The sequence below is a fragment of the Longimicrobiaceae bacterium genome (genome assembly GCA_036375715.1).
In the GTDB taxonomy this organism is placed as follows: domain Bacteria; phylum Gemmatimonadota; class Gemmatimonadetes; order Longimicrobiales; family Longimicrobiaceae; genus DASVBS01.
This window is the reverse complement of the sequence record DASVBS010000025.1, coordinates 49,571-64,757: the sequence shown is the minus strand read 5'-3', so window position 1 is coordinate 64,757 and position 15,187 is coordinate 49,571. Positions and strand designations below refer to the sequence as shown.

At 66.6% G+C, this 15,187-nt stretch carries 9 protein-coding genes; 5 read left to right on the top strand and 4 right to left on the bottom strand.

Features of this window, described 5'->3' with window-relative positions; all coding sequences use genetic code 11:
• Positions 1 to 25: 25 nt before the first annotated feature.
• On the bottom strand, positions 26 to 1,759 hold the full coding sequence (locus tag VF167_04300; protein ID HEX6924621.1) for a RecQ family ATP-dependent DNA helicase: 1,734 nt from the start codon (positions 1,757 to 1,759) through the stop codon (positions 26 to 28).
• A gap of 118 nt (positions 1,760 to 1,877) precedes the next feature.
• Here VF167_04300 and VF167_04295 point away from each other — a divergent pair, with 118 nt between their 5' ends.
• The 4 genes from VF167_04295 to VF167_04280 all read left to right on the top strand — a co-directional run bounded on the left by VF167_04295 (position 1,878) and on the right by VF167_04280 (position 9,832).
• Complete coding sequence (locus VF167_04295) at positions 1,878 to 3,014, top strand: DUF4956 domain-containing protein (GenBank protein ID HEX6924620.1); 1,137 nt, start codon at positions 1,878 to 1,880, stop codon at positions 3,012 to 3,014.
• Between the two features lie 113 nt (positions 3,015 to 3,127).
• A complete protein-coding gene (locus VF167_04290; protein HEX6924619.1) occupies positions 3,128 to 5,704 on the top strand; it encodes a BamA/TamA family outer membrane protein in 2,577 nt (858 codons plus the stop codon).
• Positions 5,705 to 5,753: 49 nt separating this feature from the next.
• On the top strand, positions 5,754 to 8,936 hold the full coding sequence (gene ppk1, locus VF167_04285; protein HEX6924618.1) for a polyphosphate kinase 1: 3,183 nt from the start codon (positions 5,754 to 5,756) through the stop codon (positions 8,934 to 8,936).
• Entirely contained in the window at positions 8,933 to 9,832 is a 900-nt protein-coding gene (locus tag VF167_04280; GenBank protein HEX6924617.1) for a hypothetical protein, read from the top strand. Before ppk1 ends, VF167_04280 begins: the two co-directional genes overlap by 4 nt.
• A gap of 15 nt (positions 9,833 to 9,847) precedes the next feature.
• On the opposite strand, the gene VF167_04275 is transcribed toward VF167_04280, so the two are convergent.
• Both VF167_04275 and lgt read right to left on the bottom strand, forming a co-directional pair.
• Positions 9,848 to 10,774, bottom strand: coding sequence for a hypothetical protein (locus VF167_04275; GenBank protein HEX6924616.1), 927 nt, complete (start codon positions 10,772 to 10,774; stop codon positions 9,848 to 9,850).
• A gap of 182 nt (positions 10,775 to 10,956) precedes the next feature.
• Complete coding sequence (gene lgt, locus VF167_04270; GenBank protein HEX6924615.1) at positions 10,957 to 11,817, bottom strand: prolipoprotein diacylglyceryl transferase; 861 nt, start codon at positions 11,815 to 11,817, stop codon at positions 10,957 to 10,959.
• Between the two features lie 726 nt (positions 11,818 to 12,543).
• On the opposite strand from lgt, the gene VF167_04265 reads away from it, so the two are divergent.
• The gene (locus VF167_04265; protein ID HEX6924614.1) at positions 12,544 to 13,668 is read left to right on the top strand and encodes a LacI family DNA-binding transcriptional regulator; all 1,125 of its coding nucleotides are present in this window, start codon (positions 12,544 to 12,546) and stop codon (positions 13,666 to 13,668) included.
• Positions 13,669 to 13,747: 79 nt separating this feature from the next.
• Here VF167_04265 and VF167_04260 read toward each other — a convergent pair whose 3' ends face one another.
• Positions 13,748 to 15,034, bottom strand: coding sequence for a DUF5723 family protein (locus tag VF167_04260; protein ID HEX6924613.1), 1,287 nt, complete (start codon positions 15,032 to 15,034; stop codon positions 13,748 to 13,750).
• Positions 15,035 to 15,187: the final 153 nt, after the last annotated feature.

Sequence of the window (15,187 nt, the reverse complement as noted above, 5' to 3'; positions counted from 1 at the left end):
GAAAAGGGGAGAAAAGAAGATCCCGTCAGACCTCGCTCAGCTCGTCCAGCCGGACGACTCGGATGCCGTGACCGCCGAAATCCACCTCACCGCGCTCACCCCGCCGCTCCAGCAGTACGCCGCGACCATAGGTGCCGTGTGCCACCTCGTCCCCTTCCGATGCCGCAAACGCCTTCTTCTCAGCGGCTGGCGCGCGGCTGGTGGCCAGCGCCCGGCTACCGTTCACAATCGCGCCGGGCGTCCCCCTGTCGGAGGCGGGCACGGCCCCTTCGCGGGAGGCGGGAGGCGAAAGCGTTCCGGCGGCAGCGCCATCGTTGTCGCAGTGCCCGCAGCGGTAGTCCTGCATCGGAGCGTGCCCGAAGTACTCCAGGATCACCCGCGTGCGGCAGCGAGCGGTGCGGCAGTAGCGGACCATTGCCTGCAGCTTGCGCCGGTCTGCTGCGCGCCGTTCCTCGTAATCACGCAGATCCCTGCTGAGGTCCGCGCGCGTCACGTCGTCGGCCAGCCTCTCCCAGGAGCCACCGCGGATCTCCCGCATCATCCCCTGCCGCTTGAGCAGCGTCAGGACGATGCGAGTCTTTCGTCTGGGGACGTCTGCTGCCTCCGCGATCTCAACCAGTGGCCGGCGCTCGCCCGCATCCATTGCATTGACGACGCGCGCCACCTGGGCCGCCTCGCCGATATCCGGGTACTTGCCGCCGAGAAAGTAGCCCTGCACCGCGCGATCTTCCTCGCGGTAGAGAATTGTGCAGCGCGCGGCGGCGCCGCCACGCCCCGCCCGACCCGCCTCCTGGTAGTACGCCTCCAGGGATCCGGGGAACTGGTAGTGGACCACGAAGCGGATGTCCGCCTTATCGATCCCCAGGCCGAATGCGTTCGTAGCGACGATCGCTTTCACGGCGCCCGTGGACCAGGCATCCTGTGCTTCCTCGCGCTCGCGCGCGGGCCGCTTTCCGTGGTAGAGTGCAACAGGCCAGCGTGAGCCGAGCTCCGCGTAGAGCCGCTCCGCCTCTCGCACGGTCGCGGTGTAGATGATCCCGCTTCCCTCCGTGTCCCGGAGGATCTGCTCGAGGGCGACGTCTTTCGCCTCGTCGTTCACGGTGGGGATCACCTCGAGGAACAGGTTCGGGCGGATCAGCTCGCCGACCACCCGGAACGGATCGACCATTCCCAGCTGGGTGGCGATGTCGTCCTGGACCTCCGGCGGGGCGGTCGCGGTGAGGGCCAGGATCGGGGGTCGGCCGAGGCGGCGGGCGATGGAGCCCAGCATCATGTAGTCCGGGCGAAAATCGTGGCCCCACTGGCTGACGCAGTGCGCCTCGTCGACCACGAAGAGCGACACCTTGCGCCCCAGCAGCACCTCGAAGAACTCGCGGTCGCGGAAGCGCTCGGGCGTCACGTAGAGGATTTTGCCCTCACCGTGCTCGACGGCCTCTTCCTCCGCCGCGCGCTCCCGATCGCTGAGCGAGGAGTTGATCGCCCGCGCGTCCACCCCCAGCTCCTCGAGCTTGTCCGTCTGGTCCTTCATCAGCGCGATGAGCGGCGAGACGACCACGGTGAGCCCGGGAAGGAGCAGGGCAGGGAGCTGGTAGATCAGCGATTTCCCTGAGCCGGTCGGCATGATGACCAGGGTGTCCCGCCCGGCGAGCACGGCCTCCACCGCCTCTTTCTGCCCCTCTCGGAATTCGTCGAGACAGAAGCGGTCCCGAAGGGTTGCGTAGAGTTGCTCCGGCGGGGTCTCTGTCGGGGTTTCGCTCAAGCTTCCTCGCGCGAAATGGATGAAATTCCGCCATCTTCCGGACGGAGGGAGGGGCAAGAGGTGGGCCACGTGCAGCACGCTTCTTGCCGAGTTCGGCGGCTCACTCCCACATAATCCCATGGACGAAGAGCGGATCCGTATCGACGAGCTGGCGGAGCTGGAGGCGAATGCCCCCGGCCTGGAAAAGGATCCGATCCCCCCTGTGGCGCCGACCCGTCGCGGTCCGGGAGCCGAGTTTCTCGCCTGGGTTCGGGACTCCCCTTTCCTTCGCCTCTTCCTCTACTACGTGGTGCTGATCGCCCTGGTCGCGGCGCTCACCCACTACTTTCCTTCGACCCGACGCGCGTTTCTCAGTCCGGTGACGCTCCCCGCGATCAGCGATGAGGCGAGTCAGGTCATCGGAGGCGAGACGATCGACGCGACGTCGGCCGAGAGGGCTATGGTGCGTATGGCGCTCGATCGCGCCTACGCGACGACCCTGGCCATCCTGGGCGCCCTCGCGCTCATCGTGCCGGTCGCCGGCGTGTACATGCGCATCAAGCGCCTACAGTACGACCCCGCGCTGGTGAGGGCGGTGGTCATCCTACCGATCGTCGTGGCCGGGATCGCTCTGGTGGTCAAGAACAGCCTCGCACTGGCGTTCAGCCTCGCCGGGATCGTCGCGGCGGTGCGCTTCCGCAATACACTGAAAGATCCCCGCGACGCCGTCTACATATTCCTGGTCATCGCGATCGGCCTGTCGGCCGGCGTCCAGGCGCTCGACGTGGCGCTGGTGATGTCCATCATTTTCAACTTTGTCGTACTCATCCTGTGGCGCTTCAACATCGGGTCGATCTACGGCGGACGGTACGGTGAGACGGGGATTCTCTCCACCGGCTCCTCCGAGCTCTTCGTCGCCCAGACCCCGGAGCGGCGCAAGGAGATCCGGCGTTCGTTGCTGGAAGAGGCGGAGGACATGAGGACGGACGGGATCCTGCTCGTGCACGCGGAGCGGCCCGAGGTGGCGCGACACACGGTTCAGGAAGCCCTGGCCGACATGGCCATGGACTGGCGACTGGTGCGGATCGCGCCACGTGAAGAGGGGATCACGACACTCGAGTATCTCGTACGGATGAAGGAGGACATCAGCCCGATCGATCTCGTCGGCGCCCTCGACGAGCGCTGGTCGGCGCAGGTCGAGGCCGCGGAGTACATTCCCTTCAGACTCCGCTCGCGCGCCCGCTCCACTCGCGTCCCCGCGGAGGATCGGTCCTGACACCGACCGCCCGCCGGCATGGTTTGCGCTTCTGTGCGCCGCGCTGGCGATGCATCGACCGGCCTTCCGGTACGATTGCGACTCGAAAACACAGACACGCCGGCGGGCACCGCATGATCCCACTTCGTCCTGGACAGGGATTCGCTCTCGCGCTCGGCGTGTTCGCGCTGGTCACAGGTGATGCCCCGGCGCGAGCGCAGGATTCGGTCACCGTCGTCCCCGGGCCGCAGTACGCCGGTTCGGGACTGCGGGGATTAATTTTCGGGGACGACTACCGCGCGGCGTGGGCCACCCCCATTCGCGTCCCCGTGCTCGCGCTGGACACCTTCGCGGGCGGGCTCACCCCTACCCAGCGCGGCGGCGGCAATCAGACCATCTCGCTACGCTTCCTGTCCCACAACGGGCGCGAGTACACCTTCCGCTCGGTGGACAAGTTCCCTCAGCTATCGGATGAACCGGCGCTGCATGGCACCTTGGTAGGCACCGCGATCCAGGATCAGGTCAGCTCCCTACATCCGGCCGGCGCGCTCATGGTGCCGCCCATTCTGGATGCGGTCGGTGTGCTGCATCCCGAACCGTCGCTGGCGGTGATGCCCGATGACCCCGCCCTGGGCGAGTTTCGCGAAGAGTTCGCGGGCATGCTGGGAATCATCGAGGAACGCCCCGAAGAAGGCGAGGGAGGCACGGCCGGATTCGGTGGCTTCTCCAGGATCGTCGGGACGGAGACGCTTCTGGAACGCCTGGAGGAGGATCGCACCAATCGGGTCGACGCGACCGAGTTCCTGACCGCTCGTCTGGTGGACCTGATGATCGGCGACTGGGACCGGCACGACGATCAGTGGCGCTGGGCGGAGGTGAAGGAGCCCGGGGGCATCACACGCTATCGACCGATCCCGCGGGACCGCGACTACGCGTTCGTGGACTATGACGGTCTCCTCATGGTTCTGGGCCGGACCTTCGCGCCCAACGCGGTGCGCTTTGGCAGGGGGTACTACCTGGAGGGACTTACGCTCAACGGCCGCGAGCTGGACCGACGCCTGCTCTCCGGTCTCGACCGCAGCACGTGGGATTCAGTCGCTGCCTTCGTCGTCTCCCGCGTGACCAATGAGGTCATCGACGAGGCGATGAGCCGCCTCCCGCCCGAGTACGTAGGCGACACCTCGCGGGAGATCGGGGAGATCCTCCGCTGGCGTCGGGACGCACTGCCGGAAGCCGCCGAGGAGTTCTACGACCTCATCTCCACCGAGGTCGATGTGCCGGCGACGGACGAGGACGACTTCGCGCTGGTGGAGCGGATCGGCGACGGCGAGGTGCGCGTGCGCCTCTTTCCGGGCGAAGAGGGGCAGTCCTCGCCTGACGAAGGAGATGCCTTCTTCGACCGCGTCTTCCGCCGGTCAGAGACGCGCGAGATACGCATTTACCTCCACGGGGGCGACGATCGCGCGGTGGTGCGTGGCGGGGAAGGCAGATCGATTGGAGTTCGCCTGATCGGCGGGGGAGGGGACGACCACCTGACTGATTCGTCCACGGTGGGGGGGCACACTTCGTTGCACGATACCGGGGGTGAGAACGAGCTGGTTCGCGGTCGGGGGACGATCGTTGATACGGCAGAATACGAAGCACCGGAGGCGGTTCAGTCGCTGAGCGGCGAATCGTTCCGCGACTGGGGGGCGCTGCGCCGGTGGATTCCCTCGCTCGATTACCACTCGTCGGAAGGTCTGATCCTCGGCCTGACCCGAAGCTATACGCGCTACGGATTTCGCCAGGTCCCGTACGATTTCCGGCTCGACGTCGGCCTGGAGGTAGGCACGCTGACCGGCGCGTTTGCCGGTGGGGTCCGGGGTGACTTCCGGCGGCCCCGATCGTCAGCAGGAATGGAGGTCGAGCTCTTCGTGTCTCAGCTCGACCCGCTCCACTTCTACGGGTTCGGGAACGAGTCGGAAGCCAGCGAGAACGCGGATTTCTACGTGGTGCGCCAGAACAGGTTGCTGGCGGGTGTGTCCTGGTATCAGGAGCTGGGGAGGGCCGCACGGTTTTCGCTGGGGCCTGTCGTCGAGTTCACGCGCACTCAGGAGCCGGAGGGAACTCCCTTCGCGGCGGGCCACGAGGGTGGGCGGAACTACGGGCAGGTGGGGGGACGATCGGAGCTGGTGGTGGACACGCGCGACGCCACCCTCTTTCCGACGCGTGGGGTGTCCCTGCGGGTCGGCGGGAGCGGATATCCGGCATTCTGGGACGCGGATGAAGCCTTCGGCGAGGCGCACGCCGTCGCCTCCGCGTACCTGACGCCGTTGTTTCGCGGCTCCCCCACGCTTGCACTGCGGGCAGGGGGAATGCACCTGTGGGGTGACTTCCCGATCCACGAAGCCGCGTTTCTCGGCGGCTCCGCCACGGTGCGGGGGTACCGCTTTCAGCGGTATGCAGGCGACGCGATGGTGTTCGGGAATGCCGAGGCTCGCCTGCCGCTCGGGAAGGTAAAGTGGATCGTTAGGGGTGATCTCGGAGTTCTTGGATTGGCGGACGCCGGCCGGGTATACGTCGACGGTGAATCGCCGGGAGGATGGCACACCGCCTACGGTGGCGGCCTCTGGTTTCGCTTCCGCGTGCGCTCGACTCTGATCGCGGCGTCTGCTCTCTACGCCGAAGGCGACCACGGTACGATCTACTTCAAATTCGGCGTTCCTTTCTGACCCCTCAGCGCATGGCCTCTCTCCAGATGAGCCCCAGCCGAGCCGTCCGATGACCTCCGAACGGGTGCTCCGCTTCGAGGTTCCCTCCCGCGAGCTGCTCGAGCATCTCGCAATGGGCGAGATCGTGCCTGGCCTGCGCGCGGGGCACGCCCGCAAGGAATTCTTCCGCGAGATCTACTTCGATACCCTCGCCGCCGATCTCGACCGTCGCGGAGTGACGGCGCGGCTCACGATCCGCGCCGACGGAGTGCGCACCCTATCCGTCGACGTCCAGGAGCGTGAAGGGCCGGAGGGGGACCGCGTGCGAAGCCACTCCATCGCGGAGGTGAACGGCGCCGAACCGGAGGAGCTCTTCGCCCGCGACTCCGAGCCGGCGCGGCTTCTCCGCTCCATGCTAGAGCCCGACAGCCTCACCGTACGCCTCGAGCTGGAGACGATGCGCTGGAAGCGAACCGCCCATCTGGACGGGATTGACGAGGACATCGTGCTCGCGCTGGACGCCGTTACCCTCCGCCAGGGGGATATCGCTGTCGAATTCGACGAGCTGGAGGTCACGATCCCGGTCGAGGACGACGGGCCGATCAAGAAGCTGGTGGCGGAGCTGCGGACCGCGCACGGCCTGGCGCCCACCTTTTCCTCGCGCATCGCGCGGGCGCGCGACATCCTCGACGAAGTGGAGGTCGAGCGGCTGCAGCGTGAGCTGGTCAGCGCCCGCCAGGTGGCGGTGGTGCTGCAGCGCGGCCAGGAGCTGGCGCTGGTGCGAAAAGAAGACGGGCTGCGCATCCCGGTAGGTCCCGGTTGGGGCGAGGAGGCGTGCCGGCGAGTACTCCGTGCTACCTTCGGCTCCTCGCACGGTGAGGTGCGGCTGCTGAGTACCAACCCGGGGTTCGGGAATCGGCCGGCTCTCGAGGTCTGGCTCGCGCAGCGCAACACCCCGGTGAGAGAGGAAGAATGCGCGGACGAGATCGTCTGGGTGCCGCTCGATTCCGCGATCAGGCGCGCCGCCTCGCTCGAGCTGCGCGATACGTCGACCCTCACCGCACTGCACACGATTTCCCGGACCGCGTTCCTGAGCGCACCGACCGTGCGATCGGAGCCGGAGCACGAGCAGCACCAGGCTCGGCCAGCCGTGCCTGAGAGGCCCTTCCGACTGCTGAGTCGGGACGAGTCGGCCCAGGTGACCGGGCCCACGGGTGCCTTCGAGCGGCAGAAGACGAAGGGTCTCGACCGACCGCCGCCCGAGGCGCTCCTGAACATGGAGCTGAGCGAGCTGGCCTTTCAGGAGCGGGTTCTCGCGCTGGCTAAAGATCCCACCGTTCCGCTGCTCGAGCGCGTCCGCTTCGTCTCCATTCTGGGGTCGAACCTCGACCAGTTCTTCCGCACGCGTGTCGCCGGCTTTCACAAGCAGCTCGCCTCCGGTAGCCGCAAGCTCACCCTGGACGGGCTCACGCCTGGTCAGCAGCTCGAGGCAATCGGTCTGCGCGTGCGCCAGATCCTCACCGATACGTACGCATTCCTCTGGAACGAGCTGATCCCGGACCTTCGGGACGAGGGGATCGAGCTGCTGAGCTGGGACGACCTCGACGAGTACGACCGGGACTACCTGGAGGACAACTACGCGATGCAGCTCGCGGCCGTGCTGACGCCGCTGGCCGCGGATCCCAGCCACCCCTTCCCGCACATCCGGAATCTTCGCCCCGCGCTCGCCGTGGTGGTCCGCTCCGCGGAGGACGGAGCCGAGCATTTCGCGGCCATCGAGCTGCCCGGCGAGCTCCCGCGCTTCGTGCCGCTGCCCGGCGGGCGTCGCTTCATCCCCATCGAAGAGGTGATCCGGGCCGGTCTTCCGGAGCTGTACCGCGGTCTGGACGTCGCGCACGCCTACGTCTTCCGGGTGACACGCAGCGCGAACCTCGACATCGACGAGGACACCCCGGATCTCCTGCAGGCGGTGCAGGAGAAGCTCCTCCGTCGTTCGCTGGGGCCCATCGTGCGCCTCGAGGTGGAGGACTCCATGCCTGAGGAGATGCGTGATTCGCTGCTACGCGAGCTGCAGTTCGCCGCGGGCGAATCTGTCTCCACCCTGGGCCCCGCGGACGTCTACGCAGTCGACCGGCTGGTGGACCTCTTCGGTCTCGCCGAAATCGCCGACCTGCCGGTGGAGGAGCTTCACTATCCGCCGCTCGAACGGCGGCAGCCCCTGGACGGACGTTCGGTGTGGCAGCAGCTCTCCGAGGGGGACATCCTCGTTCGCTTCCCTTACGATTCCTTCGAAGAGAGCGTGGAGCGGGTACTCTCCGCGGCGGTGAGCGACGACAAGGTCGTCTCGGTGAAGATCACGCTTTACCGGACGAGCCGCTCGTCGCAGGTGGTCAACCTGCTGCGCAAGGCGCGTCGGCAGGGGAAAGACGTGCTGGCGCTGGTCGAGCTGAAGGCGAGCTTCGACGAGCAGCGCAACATCGAGTGGGCTCGCAAGCTGGAATCGACGGGGATTCACGTCGTCTACGGGCCCGCCCACCTCAAGGTGCACGCGAAGGTGCTGCTGATCGTGCGGCGCGAGCCGGCGGGCCTGAAGCGCTACACCTACATCGGGACCGGAAACCTGAACGCGGCCACTGCGGCCGCCTACACCGACCTCGGCTTGCTGACCGCGAATCAGGAGCTCGGCGAGGAACTGCAGGACGTCTTCAACGGCCTTACCGGCTACTCGGCACCCACGCAGTTCGAGCACCTGCTGGTGGCGCCATTCAACATGCGCGAGCGCTTCCTGGAGTTGATCTCACGGGAGGTCGACCATGCCCGTGCTGGACGCGAGGGGCGGATTCGCGTGAAGATCAACGGCCTCACGGATCCCGAGGTGATCGCGGCCCTCTATCGCGCCTCGCAGGCGGGTGTCCGCTGTGACCTGGTGGTTCGGGGTATCTGCTGCCTTCGTCCAGGCGTACCGGGACTGTCCGAGCGCATCACCGTGCGCAGCATCCTGGGGAGATTCCTCGAGCACGCCCGCATCTTCGAGTTCTGGAACGGGGGTGATCCCGAGTACTTCATCGGTTCCTCCGACTGGCGGCCGCGGAACCTGAGTCGCCGCGTGGAGATCATCACGCCGATTTTCGATCCGCGGCATCGTGCCACCCTGGCCAGCATCCTTACCGAAGATCTGGCTAACCCCAAAGGCTGGGTCCTGCACGCCGACGGAAGTTATCACCAGGCGGGGACCGCTTTCCGGACGTCATGAAGAAAAGTAGATGGGGGCGACTGCGGGACGTCGCTATTGAGCTCGCCGTCCTGGTGGTGCTGTCTGCCTGCGGGCAGAGCGATGCGCGGACCGAAGGGTGCGAGGTCGTCCAGCCGCCAACGCCCCTTCCCGACGGGTTGGAGGAGACGAGCGGGGTCGCGGTGAGCCGCCGGTACCCCGGCGTCATCTGGTCTCACAACGACTCAGGATCGGAACCAGAACTCGTGGCGTTCCGACGTGACGAGGGGATCCTCGCCCGCGTTCCGGTGGGGCGCGCCCTGGCAAACGACTGGGAGGATCTGGCTCTGGCGTCCTGTGCGGCCGGCACCTGTCTGTACGTTGGCGATACAGGGGACGGCGCGGCCCGCCGGGACCGGATCGTGATCTACCGCTTCCCGGAGCCGGATCCGACGTCGGGCGAGGTGGTGGAGGCGGAGTTCCTACCGGCCCGCTATCCGGGCGGGCCGAGAGACACCGAGGCAATCTTCGTGCTGCCCCAGGGCGAGATCTACCTGGTCACCAAAGGACGAGCCGAGTCGGTCGAGCTGTACCGATATCCAGCAGTGATCCCTCACGGCGAACCGGCCACGTTGGAGCTCGTTCGTACGCTGACCCGGGGTGCGCAGCCCCTGGAGGAGCAGGTGACCGGCGCGTCGACGTCCCTCTCGGGGGAGTGGGTGGCAATCCGCACCTACAAGCGCCTGCGGATCTGGAGGACCCCCGACCTCCTCGGCAGCGGTTCGCCGGCCGTGACGGTGGACCTGCAACAGCTCGGCGAAGTGCAGGGAGAGGCGGTCGCGCTGCTCGACAATGGTGGCGTCGTGCTGACGAGCGAAGGAGGATTTCCAGGGGCGAGAGGTACGCTGGCCGTGCTGCAGTGCTGGCTGGAGTCGTAACCTCCCGCCCCCTCCTCACTCAGGCAGCTGCAGGATCTCCACCTGGTTCAGCGCCACGAAGGGCACGGCGACGCGGTTGCGGCGGAGGTCGTAGCCGATGTCCGCGGGCGCTCCCACCGTCTTCAGACTGGACGCGATCTGTCCGTCCTGCACGATGTGAATGCTGGAATCCGCTTGGCTGGCGACCATCAACCGGCGGTAGCCAAGCACCTCCACCCCGTCGTATCTCCCGCCCTGCAGCCCCTCTGCGATCGGCTCCAGGCCTGGGGCACCGCCTCCCCAGCGGTTCAGGACCTGGTTTCCGCCGAAGGGGACGACCACCGCATTCCCGGTCGTCCGGTCCCAGGTGATCCCGTTCGGGCGATTCAGCGCCTCGTCCTCGAGGGCGATGGAGGGGGTGCGACCATCGATGCGGTAGATGCGGTTGCGGCCGCTGTCGGTAACGTAGAGCTCTCCATTGGGCCCCGCCGTGATGTCGTTCAGGAACCCGGGCTCGAACTGCGTGAAGCTCACCTCCGCCACCGGCTCGCCGGTGGTGCGGTTGAAGCCGCGTACGGCGTCCGTGTCGCACGCCCACAAGGTGTCACCGACGATGGTCATTCCGCGCGGGGCGTGGAGGGTGACGCCGTTCTGCCCTCCTGCGATGAATTGCAGGTCCAGGATCTCTCCATCCGGCGAAAGGCGGCTGATGAAGCCGTTGTTGTCGAGCTCGGCGGGATTTCCATTGAAGTTGCCCACGAAATAGACGTCGGCCTCTTCGTCGTACCGGACCGACTCGGGACCGGAGAACCCATCCACCAGGGCGACCTGCGACCCGGCCGCGGAAGCCGGAGCGGTATCCGCCGCAGCCCCGGCGGCCTGATCGTTCGTCTCGGGCTCGCCAGCGCAGCCGGCGGCGAGCAGGAGCATTGCAGGAACGAGGAAAGATGAGCGGCTCTTCATGAGTCGTTCGAGTTGGGGATGCGGGAACGGGGAAGGCCAGGAAGATGCGCCGAGGATTCAGCCTTTGGCAAGCATCGGCGGGTGTTCAGTCGGCAGAAAGACCACGTCGGAAAAATGTAGAGCCGCCCCGGCCGGAAGACCGGGGCGCTAAGGACCGGGGTGATGTGGGAGAACGAGCCTCGTCAGCCGCGGCTACGCGCCCGCTCCGGCGCTTCGGCGCCGCTTAGCGAGGTGTCGCTGCGGCGCCGGAGCAGGTAGGTGGCGCCGGCGATTCCCACGGCGACCAGCGCCAGGCTGATGAGCTGCGCCATCGTGAAGGCGCCGAAGAAGCGATCGTCCTTGGCCCGGAAGATCTCGACGATAAACCGCTCCACGCCGGCCAGCGCCACGTAGATGCAGAAGAGGGCGCCCGCGGGTGCGATGCGCTCGCGCAACCGCCAGATGATCGCGAAGATCAGGAGCGACATCGCGATCTCGTAGAGCTGCGTGGGATGCACGGCCATCACCGTATCCCCCGGTACTCCTGGAGGGATGGGAATGCCAAACTGCTCCCGCAGGTTCTCGGCGGTGGATGGCGGCGCTCCGTTGGGGAAGGCGATCGCCCAGGGAAGATCCGTCGGCCGCCCGTAGTCGTCTCCCACGAGGAAGCATCCCAGCCGTCCAATCGCGTACGCCACGGCGAGCGCGGGTGCCACGGCGTCGGCCACGCGGGGGATCGCCACCCCCGATTTTTTCAGCCGCCAGTAGATCAGCAGCGCCGCACCGATGAACCCGCCGTACCAGACCAGTCCGCCGCGAGAGGTGATCGCACCCCACGGATCGGCGATGGTATGCGGCCAGGTCAGGATCAGGTAGTAAAGGCGGGCGCCGACGATTCCGCCGATCGCTGCCCACCACACCACCTCCCAGGCAACATCCGGGTTCTCCCCTTTCCGCTTCAGCTCCTTCGACAGGATCCAGCCGCCGACGAGGAAGGAGAGTGCCATCATCACCCCGAACGAGGTGACGGCAAAGTCGCCGATTCGGAAGAGGACGGGATACATCGATCTCGCGGTCGAGTGGGGCCGGTAAACATGCAAACGCGCGCACGGAAATCTGCCGCGCGCGCGCGTCGTGCGAAAGGTGAGACTCGAGCCGAAATACCCGCCTCGCCGATTGGCGTTCCGGCCGGCCCTCGCTCGAGCGATTCTCGTCCGCAAAAATCCACGATTGACAGGGCAGCGAGACTACGCAGTATTGCCGGTGAGGAGGCCGCAACGCCTCCGCAGTCTCTGCCCACCTTCGAGCCCCCGCTCGCTTCCACGAGCCGTAACGGGGTGGCCGTGCACGTGAGGATTCGGAGCTGGCTCGCCTCCGCTCCATCGTAGCCTCTGTCTCCTTCGTCATTTGCGGTGCGGATCTTCCGGGTCTGGAGGTTGCGGTAGCCAGCGAGATCATCGTCCAGATGGCCCGCCTGGCAGAAGTCCGCGGGTCTCGGAAGAGAGCAGCGATTGTGCGGGAGGGACACTTCCCCGGCGAGGGAAGCCTCACCGAGCGCTTCGCCCGGCTTCCTCACGACGGGGATCCCGGTGCCGGTGCTTCCAACCGGGGATGGGGCTTTGTCTTCCGACAGTCATCCGATCACTTGATCGGCTTGCACCACGCGTCGAGAATCTGCAATATCAGGCTTCCACCAGATCGACCTTCGCACGACCTCACTCCTCCATGTCGGAGACACTCAACTACTCTGCCTCCAGGTCCAGTCCTGGAGCATGGGACCGGGGGCTGGAATGGTAGCGAAGCGACCAACGATCAACGACGTGGCCCGGGAAGCCGGGGTCTCGAAGGGAACGGTTTCGGCGGTTCTGAACGGGCGTGACTCGGTGAGCGACATCACCCGTCAGCGGGTGCTCGCCGTGATGAACCAGCTCAACTATCGGCCGTCGGATCGCGCGGGGCGATCCCGCTCCCGACGCAACGGTAGCATCGGCGTGCTCATCCGGGAGATCGATAACCCGTTCTACTCGGAGGTCGTGGCCGGCGTCCGCGCCTACGCGTCGAAGCACGAGTACACGGTGCTGGTGGCGAGCTCGGAGGGGGACTACCAGGAGGAGCGCCGGGCGCTCGATCTCCTGCAGGAGATGAATGTCGACGGACTGATCCTGTACCCCGTTCTCAATAAAGAAACCGACCTCTCTCCGCTCTTCGAGCTGAAGCGGCGCAACTTCCCCTTCATACTGTTGGAGTCGATCTGGGGGCTGAACGCGAGCCTGATCGGCGTGGACAATGTGGCGGCGTCAGGGCGCGCGGTGGAGCACCTCATCTCGCTCGGACACACGCGCATCGTTCATTTTGCGGGGCCGCCCTATTCGATGCACGGCAAAGAGCGCATCGACGGTCTCTACCGGGCGTTCAGCGCCTCGCACATCGCCTTTTCCGACGACGCCATTGTCCCGACCGGTGCGCACCTCGAGGACGGCTACCGCGTTGGCCTGCAGTATTTCGGGGAGCGTTCGGCCGCGGATCGGCCGACTGCCGTCACCTGCTTCAACGACATGGTGGCGCTGGGGCTCTGCCGCGCTCTCACGGAGCTGGGGCTGCGGGTACCGGAGGACGTGTCGGTGGTGGGCTACGACAACCTGCCCATACTGGACTACCTCTCGATCCCGCTCACGTCGGTGCACGTTCCGAAGTTCGAGATGGGCGAGCAGGCCGCGAAGATCCTGCTGGAGCATATTCAGGCGCAGCAGGTGATTCCGCCCAGACAGATCCAGTTCGAGGCCGAGTTGGTAGTGCGGGGGTCGACGCGGTCGCTCCTCGACAACCGGGTGGTGCAGCCGCAGATCGACGTAGAGCTGGTGAACGGCGGCGGGTCCGCGGCGAAGCGTCGGCGGAGGATGGCGGGAGGCGGTTGAGCGATCGGCTGAGCCGAATAAGTGAGCCGCCGCTCGCTGCGTGGAGCAGCGAGCGGCGGTGCTCACTTATGGACCGGCTTCAGTGCACGCTCGTGCTCAAGCCGAAGACACCGACCCAGCCTACGTGATCGCCTGCGTCACCTCCTCCGGTGAGCCGCGCGATCCCCAGGTTCACCGGGCCGACCGAGAGTCCGCCGGTCAGCATCCGCTCCTCGTCCGCGTCGGTCGCCGCCCCTGCGCGCAGGGCCACGAGCCAGAACCGGTGTTCGAAGCCGACGCCCAGGCGTCGCGTCCAGTCGCCACCCAGCCGTCCCTCGGTGAGGTCGTCCGAGTAGGAGGCGACGAAGTCGGTCGAAGGGGTGGGCTGCCAGGCTACGCCCAGTGTTGCCCGGGTAGGCAGCTCCGATCCGGCCTGAAGAAACTCCGTCGCACTTACGCCGAGCAGCGCTTCGTCTTCGGGCTGCAGGGCTCGCTCGGATTCCTCGTAGCGCTCGATGAAGTCGGAGAGCCCTTCCCGGTTGTCGAAGTCCTCCCGGGTCAGAGTCAACTCACGAACGCGCACGTCGTCGGACCAGTCGAGGCGCGAATACGCTCCGGTCACGGCGGCGCTCAACGTCACGCTGCGAAGCGGCTGGTAGGCAGCGCCGAAATCCAACGCCATCCCCGAGCCGCCCGTGGAGCGCAGCCCACGATAGCCCACGTCGATTTCGTTCCTGACGAGGTCGATCTGTGGATCCGCCGTGAAGGTCCGCACGAGCACGCCTCCAAGCAGCAGATGCCCGGTGACACCCACAGTCACAGGCCCGGCGTTGGCGCCGTAGGCGACGGCGACATCCCACAGAGAGACACGTTGACCGCGCGTGGTGTCCACGGAGTAATTCGTGCGCCCCTCTTCGTAGCCGTTGAGGAAGAGCTCGACCATGTCGCGGGAGATTCCGTGATCGCCGAGCGTCACGAATGCGGCACCCAGACCGAACGGCCCGACCTGGACTGCCGCCACGGGAGCTCGGACGTCGACCTTCCCCCGCACGCCCGTTGCCGGGATCTCCGCGAGCAGATCAGCCCGCTCCGCGTCGGATAGGTCCTCGTAACCAAACAGGTCGACCACCTCGTCGAGGTCGACTCCCTCGAGCTTGGCCGCAGCAGAGATTCCCGCCAGCGCCACCGACCAGTCCGGTGAGTCAGGGAGGGCCAGGTTTGCCGGGTTCAGGAAGATGGCTTCATGACCGCGGGCTGCCGCGTCCAGCGCCCCTCCCATCCCCAGGGAGCGAGGCGTGAGCGGCACTTGCGAGCTCGCAACCTCCGGAACCATTGTCATGGTCGCCAGCGCGAGCAGGAGCGTCGGCAGATTCGACTTCCTCGACATTGTCGATCGTGGAACGGGGTGGGGCCTTTTCGGGCGAGATCGGGGGTCGGGGGCAGGAGTAGGGACTCGAAATGCTACCGCAAAGGACGAGCCGAGATTACTTTGCCTGCCGACCGTTCTGAGACTTAGTATCGGTCTGTGGAGCGGTCTTTG